Source organism: Bradyrhizobium sp. SZCCHNS3002, assembly GCF_032377435.1.
Taxonomy (GTDB): domain Bacteria; phylum Pseudomonadota; class Alphaproteobacteria; order Rhizobiales; family Xanthobacteraceae; genus Bradyrhizobium.
On the sequence record NZ_JAUHHY010000002.1, the window covers coordinates 142,532 to 158,079 of the forward strand.

Annotated in this window: 10 protein-coding genes; 3 read left to right on the top strand and 7 right to left on the bottom strand. The window is 67.1% G+C overall.

The genetic code is table 11. The annotated features are described in order from the left end of the window. Nucleotides 1-3: 3 nt before the first annotated feature. From QW845_RS05070 to QW845_RS05085, 4 genes are all read right to left on the bottom strand, one after another. Nucleotides 4-2,019 carry a methyl-accepting chemotaxis protein gene (locus QW845_RS05070; RefSeq protein WP_315800911.1) on the bottom strand — a complete coding sequence of 672 codons (2,016 nt, stop codon included), beginning with the start codon at nucleotides 2,017-2,019 and terminating at the stop codon, nucleotides 4-6. 35 nt (nucleotides 2,020-2,054) lie between these two features. After that, nucleotides 2,055-2,948, bottom strand: a complete 894-nt coding sequence (locus QW845_RS05075) for a TRAP transporter substrate-binding protein (RefSeq protein WP_315800548.1) — start codon at nucleotides 2,946-2,948, stop codon at nucleotides 2,055-2,057. Nucleotides 2,949-3,213: 265 nt separating this feature from the next. After that, nucleotides 3,214-3,858 carry an NAD(P)H-binding protein gene (locus QW845_RS05080; protein ID WP_315800549.1) on the bottom strand — a complete coding sequence of 215 codons (645 nt, stop codon included), beginning with the start codon at nucleotides 3,856-3,858 and terminating at the stop codon, nucleotides 3,214-3,216. 165 nt (nucleotides 3,859-4,023) lie between these two features. Next, a complete protein-coding gene (locus QW845_RS05085; protein WP_315800550.1) occupies nucleotides 4,024-6,336 on the bottom strand; it encodes a Tex family protein in 2,313 nt (770 codons plus the stop codon). 196 nt (nucleotides 6,337-6,532) lie between these two features. Between QW845_RS05085 and QW845_RS05090 the strand changes: the two genes are divergently transcribed. After that, nucleotides 6,533-8,593: an ATP-dependent helicase gene (locus QW845_RS05090; RefSeq protein WP_315800551.1), complete on the top strand. Its 2,061-nt coding sequence runs from the start codon at nucleotides 6,533-6,535 to the stop codon at nucleotides 8,591-8,593. 238 nt (nucleotides 8,594-8,831) lie between these two features. Here QW845_RS05090 and QW845_RS05095 read toward each other — a convergent pair whose 3' ends face one another. After that, nucleotides 8,832-9,794 carry a fatty acid desaturase family protein gene (locus QW845_RS05095; RefSeq protein ID WP_315800552.1) on the bottom strand — a complete coding sequence of 321 codons (963 nt, stop codon included), beginning with the start codon at nucleotides 9,792-9,794 and terminating at the stop codon, nucleotides 8,832-8,834. A gap of 14 nt (nucleotides 9,795-9,808) precedes the next feature. Then, nucleotides 9,809-10,840, bottom strand: coding sequence for an alpha/beta fold hydrolase (locus QW845_RS05100; RefSeq protein ID WP_315800553.1), 1,032 nt, complete (start codon nucleotides 10,838-10,840; stop codon nucleotides 9,809-9,811). Nucleotides 10,841-11,667: 827 nt separating this feature from the next. Between QW845_RS05100 and QW845_RS05105 the strand changes: the two genes are divergently transcribed. Together QW845_RS05105 and QW845_RS05110 are read left to right on the top strand one after the other, a co-directional pair. Next, a complete protein-coding gene (locus QW845_RS05105) occupies nucleotides 11,668-12,705 on the top strand; it encodes an LLM class flavin-dependent oxidoreductase (RefSeq protein WP_315800554.1) in 1,038 nt (345 codons plus the stop codon). Between the two features lie 236 nt (nucleotides 12,706-12,941). Further along, nucleotides 12,942-13,328, top strand: a complete 387-nt coding sequence (locus QW845_RS05110) for a hypothetical protein (protein WP_315800555.1) — start codon at nucleotides 12,942-12,944, stop codon at nucleotides 13,326-13,328. Nucleotides 13,329-13,367: 39 nt separating this feature from the next. Here the strand turns inward: QW845_RS05110 and QW845_RS05115 are convergent, their stop codons facing one another. Then, on the bottom strand, nucleotides 13,368-15,473 hold the full coding sequence (locus QW845_RS05115) for a tetratricopeptide repeat protein (protein WP_315800556.1): 2,106 nt from the start codon (nucleotides 15,471-15,473) through the stop codon (nucleotides 13,368-13,370). Nucleotides 15,474-15,548: the final 75 nt, after the last annotated feature.

The window sequence follows — 15,548 nt, forward strand, 5'->3', positions numbered from 1 at the left end:
GGCTCAGGCCGCGGTCCGGATCGTCTGCAGGAAGTCGGCGACATTGCTCCTCAGCGAAGCGGCCTGCTGCTGCAGCGCGGCGGCCGCCGCCAGCGCAGCTTCAGCGCCGGCATCGGTCTGCCCGGCCACGTTGCGCACGTCGCCGATCTCCTGCGTCACCGCCGCCGTGCCGCTGGCCGCCTGTTCGACGTTGCGGGCGATCTCGCTGGTTGCGGCCCCCTGCTGCTCCACCGCGGCGGCGATCGCATTGGAGATCTCGGCGATCTCCCGCACCGTCGTTCCGAACTGGGCGATCGCGCCGACCGTCTCCTGCGTCGCGCTCTGGATGGTCGCAATCTGGCTCGAGATCTGCTCCGTCGCCTGCGCGGTCTGCGACGCCAAATTCTTCACCTCGCTCGCGACGATCGCAAAGCCGCGGCCGGCCTCGCCGGCACGCGCCGCCTCGATGGTGGCGTTGAGCGCCAGCAGGTTGGTCTGGCTCGCGATCGCCTGAATCAGTTGCACGATGGTGCCGATCCTCTCCGCCGCGCTGGACAGCCCGTCGATCAGTTCGGACGTCCGCTGGGTCTCGTGCGTCGCCCGGGTCGACACCGTGACCGAGCGCTGCACCTGGGAGGATATCTCCCTGATCGAGGCCGCGAGCTCCTGGGTCGCCGAGGCCACGGTCTGCACATTGACGGACGCCTGCTCGGCCCGGCTGGCGACCGCTTCCGCAAGGCCGCGGCCGCGTTCGGCGACGCGTGCCAGCTCGCTGGCGCTCTCGCCCATCTCGGTCGCACGCCCGCCGACGCCGGTGATGACACCCTGCATGCCCTGCTCGAACCGGCCAGCCAGATCGGACATCATGCGGGCGCGCTCGGCCTCCGCAGCTTCACGCTGTGTCGCCGCTTCCTGCTCCATGCGGCGGACAGCAAGCGCATTGTCACGGAAAATCTCCACGGCGCGCGCCATCCGGCCGATCTCGTCGCGCTGTTCACCACCGGGAATCGGCTGATCCAATTCGCCGGCCGCCAGCGACTGCATGCGGTCGGTCATGCCGCGGATCGGGGTGGACACGCTGGCGCCGATCAGCCAGGCCAGCACCGCGCCGAAGATCACCGCTGCGGCTGCGGTCACGATCACGGTCTGCTTGGTATCTTCGACCGCGACGCCGGTCCGCGCCGCCTGCTCTGCACGCGCGGTCCCAAGCTGCCGGTTGATCTGGCTGACCTGGGTATCGATCGAGGCGCTCGCCTTGGCGAGCTCCGCCTGCTTGGCGCGCAGGTCCGCGGCCACCTTGATCACCTCCTCGAGCGCGGCGGCGTCCGCCGTCAGAGCCTCTTTCAGCGCCGCAACCAGCGCCTTCAGCTTGGCATCATCGACACTCGCGATCTCGGCCTCCGTATCGGCGATCGCGAGCTTCGCATAGACGAAGGTCAGCCGCGCATCGTCGGCATCGCCATTCGACAACGTATTGGTATAGCGCATCACCGCGATGCGAACCGCATCGACGACGCTGGCCAGACGTAACGGATTCATCAGCGGCTCGCTGCCAGCGCGATTGGCGAGGGCCACCTGGATGCCGCCCATGTTGATTCCGGCAGCGGCGCCCAATGCGTCGGTCTTGGTCGTCGCCGCGCGCAGACGGTCCACGGCCTCGGCTGCGGCAGCGAACGACGAGCGGTAGGCCGCCAGCGCGCTTCGCACCGGGCCCACGCCTTCAGCCAGCACCTTCAGACTGCCGGACTGCTTCTCGACCTGATCGGCGAGACCGCCGACGGCGTCGATCGCCTTGCTGGCCGCATCCTTGTCACCGACGTTCCAGGTGCGGATGAATCTCTCGACCGCGCCGTTGGCACCGAGCAGCGCGGCACGCACCTGCGACATGCCGGCGTCCCCGGCCGCGCTGGTGACGAGTTCGTCCACAGTGCCGCCGATGCGCCCGACCTGGACCATGGCGAAGCCGCCGAGCAACACCAGGAAGCTCAGGATGAGGGCGAAGCCGCCGAAGATTCGCGGGCGGACGCCGATCCAAGACATCAGAGAAGACAATTTCATCGATTTGCCCGGCTGTTTCACGGAGTGGACCTGATGGTGGCGAGCAGCTCCTTGCCGAAGCGCTTCTCGAAGTCGGCATCGAGCGGCCTGACCGCATCGACGAAGGTCTTGCGGTCGAAGGTCTCGATCACCTCCATGCCGGCCTTGCGCAGCTCTTCGAGCTTCTGCGCATCGAGTTGGGCCTGCCAGGTGACCTCCGCAGCCGCCTTGGCGGCGGCAACCAACGCATCACGATCCGCCGCATCGAGATGGTCGAACATCGCGCGGTTGGCGACGAAGGCGATCGGCGCGAAGAAATGCCCGGTCAGCGTCAGATATTTCTGCACCTCGTCGAAGCGATTGGCCGCGATGGTGGCGACCGGATTTTCCTGACCGTCGAGCCGACCGTCCTTGAGCGCGGCATAGACCAGCGGGAAATCCATCGGCATCACGTCGGCGCCGAGCGCCTTGAAGGTCATCTGGTAGACCGGATTGGGGATCACGCGGATCTTGAGGCCCTTGACGTCATCGACGGTACGGACCGGGCGCTTCGAGTTGGTGAGATTGCGAAAGCCCTGCTTGCCCAGCGCCAGCAGCACCAGTCCCTTGTCGGCGAACTTGGCGCCGATCGCGGCGGCGACAGGCCCTTGCGCAACCGCCTTGGCATGCGCGGTGTCACGAAACAGGAACGGGATGTCGAAGACGCCGAGCTCGGGCACCACCGCGCTGGCGATGCCGCCGGACACCACGGCCACGTCCACCGCGCCGCTCCGGGTTGCAGCCAGCACCGCCGCCTCGCTGCCGAATGCGTTGCCCGCACGCTCATCGATGATGAGCCGCTTGCCGGCCAGCGCCTGCAGCTTCACGCGAAATTCGTCCGACCCGACCTGCTGCGGATTCTGAACCTGCGAGTTGAAGACCAGCGACACCATTCGCGGAGACGCCGTCGCCGCTTGGGATCCGAGCAGGGTTCCCACCAATGCCAAGAAACAAAATTCAAGCAGCTGTCTGCGCATGAAACACCGGGCTCGTTTTTCCTCGATGCACAACTAACAGCCAGATATGGTTAAGATGTTAAGACCCCGACAGTCGCAGGCGATGAGCCGTATAACTACGGAGATCGCCGAACCCCACCAATCGAATTCGCTTTTTCATAAATGGCGCGACTTGGCCGCTACGCAAGAGCGGCAGGCTCGATCATCGGCGCATGGCCCCTGACAGCATCACTCGCTTGCCGGCCACCGTAGGAACAGCCATGAGCAGCGCGTTGGCGACGTCCGCCGCGGCGATGGGCTTGTAGTTCGCCGGGATCAGGAAGCCGATGATGTTGTTCAGCCTGTTGCCCCATTCCTCGCCCGGCCGGCTCGGCTGTCCCAGCTCCGTCCGCGCGCCGACCAGCAGCGAAGGCCGCGCGATCACCAGTCCCTCGAAGGGCAGCGCGGTGAGCTCATCCTCGAGCTCACCCTTCACCCGGCTATAGAAGACGCGCGACGTGCTATCTGCCCCCATCGCGCTGACCAGACCGACGCGCCTGGTGCCGCTCGCGAGCGCGGCCCTGGCGACGGCGAGGTTTGCGTCGTGATCGATGGCGCGGAAGGCGGCCTGGCTCCCGGCCACCTTGATCGTGGTCCCCAGAGCCAGATAGAGCTCGTCGGCCGGCGGCAGGGACGGCAGCGCGGTGAAATCCACGACATGGGCCGTCAGCTTGGGTGAAACGTCAGGGGGCGCACGGCGGCCGACGACGTGCACATGATCCACGGTCGGATCGGCGAGCAGACCGCGAAGCAGCTCCCGTCCCACCAGCCCGGTTGCGCCGGCCATGATCACGGTCCGGTTCGTCATGCGCGGTCCCCACTCACAACCCGCCGACCAATGTACGCGTGGCCGCGGAGATAGGGAAGGCGGCAACGACACGACGCCGAATGCCACGACGCCGAATGCCATGGCGCCGCAGAGATGGCGCCGCAGACGAGACATGCCCTCCGCGGCGCCTCATCACCATCCGCCTCAGGCGCCCTTGCGCCGCTCCGCGGCCTTGGCCATCGCCGCGGCGAACGCGCCGCCGCCGGACGGCTTCTCCTCACGCGTGGTCATGCGCCCCGCAGGCGGCCGTGCGCTGGTCCGCTTCTCGCCCTTGGCCGGCAGCGGATCGGACAGCCGAAGCGTCAGCGAGATGCGGTTGCGCGGCACGTCGACGTCGAGCACCTTGACCTTCACGACCTGCCCCGGCTTCACCACCTCGCGCGGATCGTTGATGCGCTTCTCGGACATCGCCGAGATGTGGATCAGGCCGTCCTGGTGCACGCCGATATCGGCAAAGGCGCCGAAAGCCGCGACGTTGGTGATGGTCGCCTCCAGGATCATGCCCGGCTTGAGATGGGTGATCTTCTCGACGCCCTCCTGGAAGGTCGCGGTCTTGAACTCCGGACGCGGATCGCGGCCCGGCTTCTCCAGCTCCTTGATGATGTCGGTGACCGTCGGCACGCCGAAGCGCTCGTCGGCGAATTTCGCCGGATTGAGCGTCTTCAAGGTCTTGGTGTCGCCGATCAGCACCTTGATGTCGCTCTTTGTCGTCTCCAGGATCTTCTTCACGACCGGATAGGATTCCGGGTGCACGCCGGAGGCATCGAGCGGGTTGTCACCGTCGCGGATGCGCAAAAAGCCGGCGCACTGCTCGAACGCCTTCGGCCCGAGACGCGGCACCTCCTTGAGCTTGTCGCGGGTCGGGAACGGACCGTTGGCATCGCGATGCGCGACGATGTTCTGCGCCAGGCTCTCGCCGATGCCCGACACCCGCGCCAGCAGCGGCGCCGAGGCGGTGTTGAGATCGACACCGACGGCGTTCACGCAGTCCTCGACGGTCGCATCGAGCGCGCGGGCCAGCTCATACTGATTGAGATCGTGCTGATACTGGCCGACGCCGATCGACGCCGGCGGCACCTTGACGAGCTCGCCGAGCGGATCCTGCAGTCGGCGGGCGATCGAGACGGCGCCGCGGATCGAGACGTCGAGATTGGGGAATTCCTTGGCGGCGAACTCCGACGCCGAATAGACCGACGCGCCGGCCTCCGAGACGATCGCCTTGGTCAGCTTGAGATCCGGCTTCAGCTTCATCAAATCGTTGACCAGCTTCTCGGTCTCACGCGACGCGGTGCCGTTGCCGATGGCGACCAGATCGATGCGATGCTTGATGCAGAGCTGCGCCAACGTCAGCATGCTCTCGTTCCACTGCCGCTGCGGCTCGTGCGGATAGATCGTCGCATGATCGACGAACTTCCCGGTGCGGTCGATGACCGCGACCTTGACGCCGGTGCGGAAGCCGGGATCGAGCCCGAGCGTGGCGCGGCCGCCGGCGGGCGCGGCGAGCAGGAGATCGCGCAGGTTCGCGGCGAACACGCGCACCGCCTCCTTCTCCGCCTCCTGCCACAGCCGCATGCGGATATCGAGCGCCAGCGAGGTCTTGATGCGCGTGCGCCAGGCCCAGCGCACGGAGTCCGACAGGAACTGATCGGCCGGGCGGCCCTGCCGCGAGATGCCGAATGTCACCGCGATGCGGTTCTCATACAGCGTCGGATCCTTGGAGTCCTCCGGCTCGCCATCGCCGAAATCGAGCTGCAGCACCTCTTCCTTCTCGCCACGCAGCATCGCGAGGATGCGGTGCGACGGCAGCTTGGTGAACGGCTCGGAGAAATCGAAGTAGTCGGCGAACTTGGCGCCCTCGGTCTTCTTGCCATGACGTACGGACGATTTCACCGCGCCGCGGGTCCACATCTCCTCGCGCAGCGAGCCGACGAGATCGGCATGTTCGGCGAAACGCTCGACCAGGATCGCGCGGGCGCCGTCGAGCGCGGCCTTGACGTCCTTGACCGGATTGTCGCCGTCCTTCTTGATGAATGCCTTCGCTTCGTCTTCCGGATTCTTTATGGGATCGCCGATCAGCATGTCGGCAAGCGGCTCGAGCCCGGCTTCCTTCGCGATCTGCGCCTTGGTGCGGCGCTTCTCCTTGAACGGCAGATAGATGTCCTCGAGCCGGGCCTTGGTGTCGGCGGTCGCGAGCGCCAGCTCGATCTCCGGCGTCATCTTGCCCTGCGACTTGATGCTCTCGATGATCGCGGTGCGCCGTGCATCCATCTCGCGCAGATATCGCAGCCGTTCCTCCAGGGTGCGCAACTGCGTGTCGTCCAGCATGCCGGTCGCCTCCTTGCGGTAGCGCGCGATGAACGGCACGGTCGCGCCGCCGTCGAGCAGGTCGATCGCGGCCTGGACCTGGGCATCCCTGACGGCGAGCTCAGCGGCAATGATGGAGGCAAAATTCGACACGGTGTTCTTCCGAGATTCGTGACGGGGCTGATTGGATAGGAGTGCACGCGCGCCAGCGCAAGCGGCTGGCGGACGCTCTGTGGGCAACCGTGGCAAAAAAGACCGGTTGCGAATCATGTAAAACGCTGCCGCGACCGGGCCATCGCGTTGCACATGCGGCGCAAATCACTGATTCTTGCAGGCTGAGGGACGATTCGTGCAGGCCACGGCTGCGACATATCTCGACGATCTCAATCCGGAGCAGCGCCGCGCCGTCGAGCATGGCGGTGCCTGCGCCGCGCCGGGCCCGCCGCTGCTGATCATTGCCGGCGCGGGCTCGGGCAAGACCAACACGCTCGCGCATCGCGTCGCGCATCTGCTCGTCAATGGCGCCGATCCGCGCCGCATCCTGCTGATGACGTTCTCGCGCCGCGCGGCGAGCGAAATGAGCCGCAGGGTCGAGCGCATCGCCCGCAAGGTGCTGGGCGGCCAGGCTGAGGCCGTTACCGCGGGCCTGACCTGGGCCGGCACGTTTCATGGCCTCGGCGCGCGGATGCTGCGCGACTACGCCGAGCGCGTCGGCCTCGACCCTGTGTTCACGATCCATGATCGCGAGGATTCCGCCGACCTGATGAATTTGGTGCGGCATGAGCGCGGCCTGTCCAACACGCAGCGGCGCTTCCCGACCAAAGGCACTTGCCTTGCGATCTACTCGCGTTGCGTCAACGCCGACATGCCGCTGGAGGAAGCGCTGGTGCGGCATTTTCCGTGGTGCGCGGAATGGGCCGGCGAGCTGAAGGGCCTGTTCGCCGCTTACGTCGAGGCCAAGCAGGCCAATGCCGTGCTCGACTACGACGATCTGCTGCTGTACTGGGCGCAGATGATGGCGGACGACACGATCGCGCGGGAGATCGGCGATCGATTCGATCACGTGCTGGTCGACGAATATCAGGACACGAACCGGCTGCAGTCGCAGATCCTGCTCGGCTTGAAGCCGACTGGGGCGGGCCTCACCGTGGTCGGCGACGATGCGCAGTCGATCTACGCCTTCCGCGCCGCCACGGTGCGCAACATCCTGGACTTTCCCGATCAGTTCAGCCCGCGCGCCGACATCGTCACGCTCGACCGCAACTACCGCTCGACCCAGCCGATCCTCACGGCGGCCAATGGCGTGATCGGGCTGGCGCGCGAGCGCTTCACCAAGAATCTGTGGACCGACCGCACGAGCTCGCGCAAGCCGCAGCTCGTGACCGTCGGCGACGAGACCGACCAGGCGCGCTACATCGTCGAGCAGGTGCTGGCGAAGCGCGAGGAAGGCATCGTGCTGAAGCAGCAGGCCGTGCTGTTCCGCACGTCCTCGCACAGCGGTCCCCTGGAGTTCGAGCTCACGCGCCGCAACATCCCGTTCGTGAAGTTCGGCGGGCTGAAGTTCCTCGATGCCGCCCACGTCAAAGACGTGCTGGCCTGCCTGCGCTTCGTTGCCAACCCACGCGACCGCATCGCCGGCTTCCGCGTGCTGCATCTGATCCCGGGCATCGGCCCGGCGTCGGCGCAGCGCCTGCTTGATGCCGTGAGTGAAAGCGCCGACCCGATCGCGCGGCTGTGCGAGCAGCCAACGCCGGCGCGCGCCGGCGAGGACTGGACCGCGTTCGTGCGCACGCTGGAGCAGTTGCGCGTCTCGCAATGGCCTGGAGATATCGAGCGCGTCAGGCACTGGTATCAGCCGCATCTCGAGCGCGTCCACGACGACGCCGAGGTCCGCACCGCCGATTTGCTGCAGCTCGAGCAGATCGCGAGCGGCTATCCCTCGCGCGAGCGCTTCCTCACCGAGCTGACGCTCGACCCGCCCGACGCCACCTCCGATCAGGCCGGCGTGCCCCTGCTCGACGAGGACTATCTGATCCTCTCCACCATCCATTCCGCCAAGGGGATGGAGTGGAATTCCGTACACGTCCTCAACGTCGTCGACGGCTGCATGCCATCCGATCTCGGCGCCGGCTCCAGCGCCGAATTGGAGGAGGAACGCCGGCTGCTCTATGTCGCGATGACCCGCGCCAAGGACGATCTGCATCTCCTGGTGCCGCAGCGCTTCTTCGTCCACGGCCAGCCGGTGCGCGGCGATCGTCATGTCTATGCCTCGCGCACGCGGTTCATTCCGGAGGCCCTGGTGCCGCTGTTCGAGCGCACCAGCTGGCCGCGGGTGCAGAGGGGCGCGGCGGTGGCGAGCCAGGGGCCGCGCATCGATCTTGGCGCGCGCATGCGCGAGCGGTGGCGGTGAGCTAACGGGGCAGCAGCGCTCGCACGGTGCTCATGACTGCGCCCTCTCCCCTTGTGGGAGAGGGCATCGATACTATCAGCATCATACTCGCTCGGGTGAGGGGTCTCTCTCCATAGCAAGACCATCTCTGCGGAGAGAGACCCCTCACCCGGCATGATCGAGCGTTGCTCGATCATGCCACCCTCTCCCACAAGGGGAGAGGGTGCACCGTCTGCGCGGCGATAGGTCGGGCACAAACTCATTTGCTTCCGAACTTCGTTCCATCAAACTGATCGCGAAACCAGGCCCAGGTCTGCCGCGTCACTTCGATGTAGCCCTGCCCGCGATACTTGATCTCGCCGTCGACGATCGCATGCAGCTTCGGCAGCGCGTGGAACGGCACCGCCGGATAGGCGTGGTGCTCGACGTGGTAGGGCATGTTCCACGCCAGCCAATGCACGATCCGCGTGGTGAAGGTGGTGCGGGTGTTGTGGAAGGCGCTTCTGGTGTGATCACAACCGGTGTGCTCGGCGTAGAGATAGGGCCGGAGGATCAGTTGGCCCAGCAGCAGCGGCAGCACCCAGATCCACAGCAGCAGCGCGCTGTGCAGCGCGACCGAGCCGATCAAGAGCAGCGCGTAGCCAGTGGCATAGGCGCGCGCCTCGCGTACGATGGTGGCGCGGCGGCCGGCAGGCACCCACGGCACCGTCACCTCGCCGGTCACCGCATGCTTCAGCAGCAACCTGAGACGGCCGGCCACCTGGACCAGGCCGGAATAGGCGATCGCAAGCTGCGTCTCCGAGCGCGGCTTGGGGCCGACGATCAGCTCCGGGTCGCGCTCCGGATCCTGGGTATGGCGGTGATGCTCCCAGTGGAACAGGCAGTAATATTCATAGGGCAGTCCGATCAGGAAACCGGAGAGATTGCCGATCGCGAGGTTGAGCCTGCGGCTGTCGAACGCGGTCTTGTGCGCGGTCTCGTGCACCGCCATGAACAGGAAGGCGATCAGCACGCCCTGCACCGGCAGCAAGGGCAGCGCCCAGAGCACACCATGCGTTGATGCGATCACTCCGATCAGCGCACCCACTCCGATGATCGCGCCGTAATGGCTGAGCGTGCGCAGCGCGCCTTGCGCGTTGGAGCGCGTGCAGAGCTGCTGCAACACCTGCGGTGTCAGCAGCTTCGGGCGGGGCGCGAATTCGTCGCTGGGAACATCGGTCATGTCGAACTCGGGTGTCAGCTCTGGAGAAGGGTCGAGACGTGGGCGTTGATGAAGTCGCGGTCGGCCGGAATGCGAATCGGGTTGCCGGCACGATGGCCGTGGATCGACGGGATCGGCCGCAGCTCGGCCGAGCGGGCGCTGACCAGCTTCGGCAGTTCACGCTCGTTGTCGCGCCAATCGAAATAGCGGTCGGTCCGGCCCGGCATCAGCAGCATGCGTGCGGTGATGGCGCCCAGCGCCCGATCGAGATCGCCGCCAAACGCCGCGCAGGCGCTGATGTCGCCACCCTGCCAGATCGCGATCTGCGCCAGCAGATTGTCGGCATCGCGATGCGCGAAGGCGGTGTCCCAGGTCGCGGCGAGATAGTCCTCCTGCGAGCCAAAACCCTGCTCGCGCCAGACCTCGTCGCGGTAGAACTCATAGGACATCGCCCAGCCCGCATAGATGCGGCCCATGGCGCGCAGGCCGGCGACAGGCTTCTCGACGAAGCGGCCGTTGCGGAACGCGGGATCGGCCGTCAGCGCCGCCTTCACGGCATCCAGGAACAGATGGTTATACGGCGAGCAGCGCGCGCTGCCGCACACCACCGCCGCACGCTCCACCATGTCCGGATGGAGGGCGGCCCAGTGATAGGCCTGCATGCCGCCCATCGACCAGCCATAGACCAGCGCGATCCGGCTGATCCCGAACTGTTCCTCCACGAGCCGGCGCTGCACCGCGACCGCGTCATGATAGCTGATCGACGGGAACGGGGCGTCGCCGAACAGTTCGCGCGTATTCGAGGGCGACGACGACAGGCCATTGCCGAACAGGTTCGGAATGATGATGAAGTAGCTGCTCGGATCGAGCGCGCCGCCGGGCGCGACCAGCCACTCGGTGTCGACGTGCTGGGCGCCGAACGAGGTCGGATAGAGGATGACGTTGTCCTTGGCCGCGTTCAGCGTGCCGTAGGTCTTGTAGGCGAGCCGCAGTGACGGGAACGTCACGCCCGATTGCAGCACGACGTCGCCTGCCTCGAAGATCTGATAGTCGCTGCCGGTCGCCATGTGCGTCATCCCGTGTGATCGATGATCGGAGCCTAGGTGATGCGCGGCCGGGCCACACGCCCATTTTTTGGCATGGCATGACCGCACAACAGGCGCGGCCGGCCATCGCATCGGCCGAGGTCATGCGTTTGCGCTCTCGCGGCCGCGCAAGCCCGAGCCTTGTCCGGATCGTTCGCCCTCCGAAACGTGAGGGCGCAGGGAAGACCGGGAGCTCGCCGCCCCCATGGCCCGCCTGCGAAAAAAATGCAGGCGGCAGGAACCACAGGTTCGGCTGGAACATCCCGGCCTTCCCTGCGCGATGGTCTTACAGCTGCTTCGCGATCTCCCTGGGGACCGGCTGTCTTGCCCCCATCGTCGGCGCGCTGCGCTTCCGCACCGCCGTCCGGCTTGACCTCAGCATCGGGAGGCCAGGACCACGCGACTTGACTGTCCGCAACGGATCGTTCGTCGGCGCGACAAAGTCACGCTGCGACCCGCTACGGCCACCGCATCCCCGCCTCGCGTCTCGTGACGACCGCGCGTACGCCCCTCATCGATGAGGCAGGATGGATACAATAGAGCACACTTTCTGGAAAAACGAAAGAACTATTTTTGCCGTCTTGACCTTCACGCGGACGGCGGCCGGAGCGGCCTTCTCCCCCCTCTCTCCACCGTCATGGCCGGGCATGACGTGCCTGAAGCCAACAGACGAGCTCTCCACACACGGGATTCTGTCGTTGCCGCACCATCGAAACCCTGTGTTTCGCTCCAGCCGCTTGCAATCCGGTTCCGCCCCTTCCAGCTGACGCCTGGACGCCGTATGACGGCCCGACGCAATGGAATGAGACATGACCACACAGATCGAATTCGGCCTGGACACGTTCGGCGACGTCACCCGCGGCACCGATGGCGACATGGCCTCGCACGCCCAGGTGATCCGCGACGTCGTCGAGGAGGCGGTGCTGGCCGATGAGCTCGGGCTCGATTTCATCGGGCTCGGCGAGCACCACCGCGGCGACTTCGCGATCTCGGCGCCCGAAGTGGCGCTGGCCGCGATCGCGGCGCGGACCTCGCGCATCAGGCTCGGCTCGGCGGTGACGGTGCTGAGCTCGGACGATCCGATCCGCGTGTTCCAGCGATTTTCGACGCTGGACGCCGTCTCGAACGGTCGCGCCGAGGTGATCCTCGGCCGCGGCTCCTTCACCGAGTCCTTCCCGCTGTTCGGCTTCGATCTCAAGGACTACGAGGCGCTGTTCGAGGAGAAGCTCGATCTGTTCGTCAGCCTGCTGCCGCAGCAGCCGCTGACCTGGCAGGGCAATCTGCGCCCGCCGCTGCGCGAGCAACTCGTCTATCCACCGGTCGAGCATGGCCGGCTGAAGGCCTGGATCGGCGTCGGCGGCAGTCCGGAGTCCGTGGTGCGCGCGGCGCATTACGAGCTGCCGCTGATGCTCGCGATCATCGGCGGCGATCCCGCGCGGTTCGCGCCCTATGTCGAGCTCTATCATCGTGCGATCAAGCAGTTCGGCCGCGCGATGAATCCGATCGGCGTGCACTCGCCGGGCTATGTCGCCGACACCGACGACCAGGCGCGCGAGGAGCTGTGGCCGGACTACAAGACCATGCGCGACCGCATCGGCCGCGAGCGGGGCTGGCCGCCGATGGGCCGCGACGAGTTCGTGCAGGAGGCCGATCACGGCTCGCTCTATGTCGGCTCGCCGGAGACCGTGGCGCAGAAGATCGCCGCGACGATCAGGGCGCTCGGCCTGTCGCGGTTTCAGTTGAAATATTCGGCGGGGCCGTTGCCACATGCCAGGCTGATGCGGAGCATCGAGCTGTATGGCAAGGTGGTGGTGCCGAGGGTGCGGGAGTTGCTGGCGGAGCGGTAGGCTGCCTCCGCGGTCCTTCACCACGCCCGCAACCGCGCCCGGCCCTGCATCACGGGACCGGGATCAAAGGCGCGCGCGAAACGGCTCGTTCAGGACAATCCAAGCGAGCCGATTAAGAGAGCCTTCGTGACACGCAGAATAAGCTCGACGTCGCGCGCGCCTGCTCCGATCAGCGGGCGCAATCCGATCGGCTGCCCGGAGGCAGCCGACAATCTCGCGAGACTGGAAACGAACCGATGCTGCTGAAGATCATCGCGGTGGTTTACGGACTCTGGTTCGTCCAGGCCGCCCTGGACTCCGGCTTCTACGATACGCCGGCTCATATGGTGAGCTCGACGCTCGCGCTCGGCGGATTGCTCGCGCTGTTCGATCACGCCTTCAGGATGGGCTTGCTCTCCGCCAACATCTGGCGGGTCGTTGCGCTTGTCTACGTCGCCGACGGCCTGGTCCACGTGGTCCCGGGCGCCAAGGGCCTGATCGAAGCGCAACGTTTCGAGGTGCTGGCAGGCGCTGCGGCGATCAGCTTCGTTTTCCAGCTCCCGATGCTGTTCAGCTTGTGGCGATTGTCGTTTCCGTCCGCGCGCTCGGATCAGACCGGTCTCGCACGCATCGCCACGCGATAGGCGTCGGACCTCATAAGCCTTCGACGTCCGCTCTCGGCCTCAGACCGGCCCGGGCGACAACAGCCCGCGCTCACCCGCCGCCAGCCGCGCAAGCTCCCCGGCCGTCCGCGCCAGCACCCCGTCCCAGGCCATCGGCTTCTCCTGCCTGAACAGCCGCATGGTCGGATACCACGGGCTGTCGGCGCGGTCGCGCAGCCAGCGCCAGTCGAGCGCATAGGGCAGGAGCACCCAGACCGGGCGGCCGAGCGCGCCGGCGAGATGCGCCACCGATGTGTCGACGGAGATGACGAGATCGAGCGCGGCGACGGCGGCCGCGGTCTCGGCGAAGTCGCTCAGCAGCGGCGCGAGATCGATGACGTCGGTGCCGAGCTCGGCGAGCCCTAGCGCATCGCCCGGCCGCGGCTCCTTCTGCAACGAATAGAGCTGCACGCCCGGCATCACCAGCCGCGGCAGCACCGCCTGCGCGGTGAGCGAGCGCTGACGGTCGCCCTTGTGCCTGGGATTGCCGGCCCAGACGACGCCGACCTTCAACGACGGCGCGCGCCCGAGCACGTTGCGCCACGCGGCCATCTTGATCGGATCGGCGGCGAGGTACGGCACCTCGGCCGGGATCGTCTCCAGCGTGGTGCCGAAGATGCGCGGCAGATCCATCAGCGGCGCCTGCAGGTCGATTGGCGGCAGCGGCGCGCCGCGCGGCACCACGGTCACGCCCTCCAGACAGCGCAGCAGGGGCGCGATCGCCGGCTGCACCTGCAGCACGACCGGGCCGCCCATCATCCTGACGCGATCGACATAGCGCACGAATTGCAGCGCGTCGCCGATGCCATATTCGGCGAACAGCAGCAGGGTGCGTCCGTCGAGCGGCGCGCCCTGCCATTCCGGCGCGTCGAAGCGCGGCATGCCCGCGGAGAGGTCCGGACAGTCGCGGCCCCAGCGATGCTCGGCAAAACCGTTCACGAGGTCGCCGCACATCAGCAGGAAATGCGCGTGATTGTAGCGGGCGAGCGCATTGTCGGGCGCCAGCGCGATCGCACGATGCGAGGCGGCCAGCGCGGCGTCGATGTCGCCGGCATTACGCAAGGCAACCGCGAGATTGGCGTGGCCCTTGGCGTAAGCCGGATCGGCGGCGACCGCACGGCGATGCGCCGCGACGGCCTCGATGGTCTCGCCGCGCATCTCATGGATGATGCCGAGATTGGTGTGCGCCGGGGCGTGATCGGGCAGCAAGGCCAGCGCGTGCTCGCAGGCGGCCATCGCCGCATCGAGCTGGCCGGTCCCGCACAGGCAGGCCGCGAGATTGCTGAGCACGACCACATCGGTGGGATCGAGCACGGCGGCGCGCCGATAGGCCTCGACGGCCTCGGCCGGGCGGTCGGCCTCATGCAGCGCGTGCCCGAGCAGCCGCGCAGCCTTGGCATCGCCCGGCGCGAGATCGCAGGCCCGACGATAATGGACCGCGGCCTCGGCAAAGGCGCGCTGCCTGTAGAGCACATCGCCAAGGCTGAGATGCAGGCCGGCATCGGCCGGATGGACGGCGAGCGCATGCTGATAGGCCGGCACCGCCGCCGCATGATTTCCCTGGTCGGCGAGCACATGCGCCAGCGCCCGCCACGCCTCGGGGTAGGCCGGGTCGCGTTCGAGCAGCGCACGGTAGACGGCTTCGGCCTCCGCGAGGCGGCCCTGACGCGTCAGGGCCAGCGCGAGATTCCAGCGCGCATGCGCGAGCGCAGGATCGAGCGTCAGCGCCTGGCGATAGGCGGCCTCGGCCTCGGCGAAGCGCGACAGCTCCAGCAGCGCGCTGCCGAGCCTGCTCTGAATCGCCGCATCGAGCGGCCGCAACGCCGCTGCGCGCGCGAACGCATCGGCGGCGCCGTTGCGCTCGCCTTTCACCGCGAGCGCGTCGCCGAGCGTGACATAGGCCGGCGCATGATGGGGATCGCGCGCAAAGACGCGCCCGAGCAGCTCCGCGCCCTCGGCCATGCGGCCGTCGGCGAAGGCGAGGATCGCGGACAGATGCAGCGCCGGCAGATGATCCGGCACCGCCTGGAGGATGTCGCTGCACAGGGCCTTGGCCGGTCCGGCGCGCCCCGCATTGTAGTGATCGGCCGCCTCGATCAGCAGCCGGTCGACAGCCACAGACCCCATGATGTCCTTGACCTCTTGCACCCGGATGCAAGCTTGAACGGGCGACCGGGCGATTCCAGGCGAGACCCGAGGCCG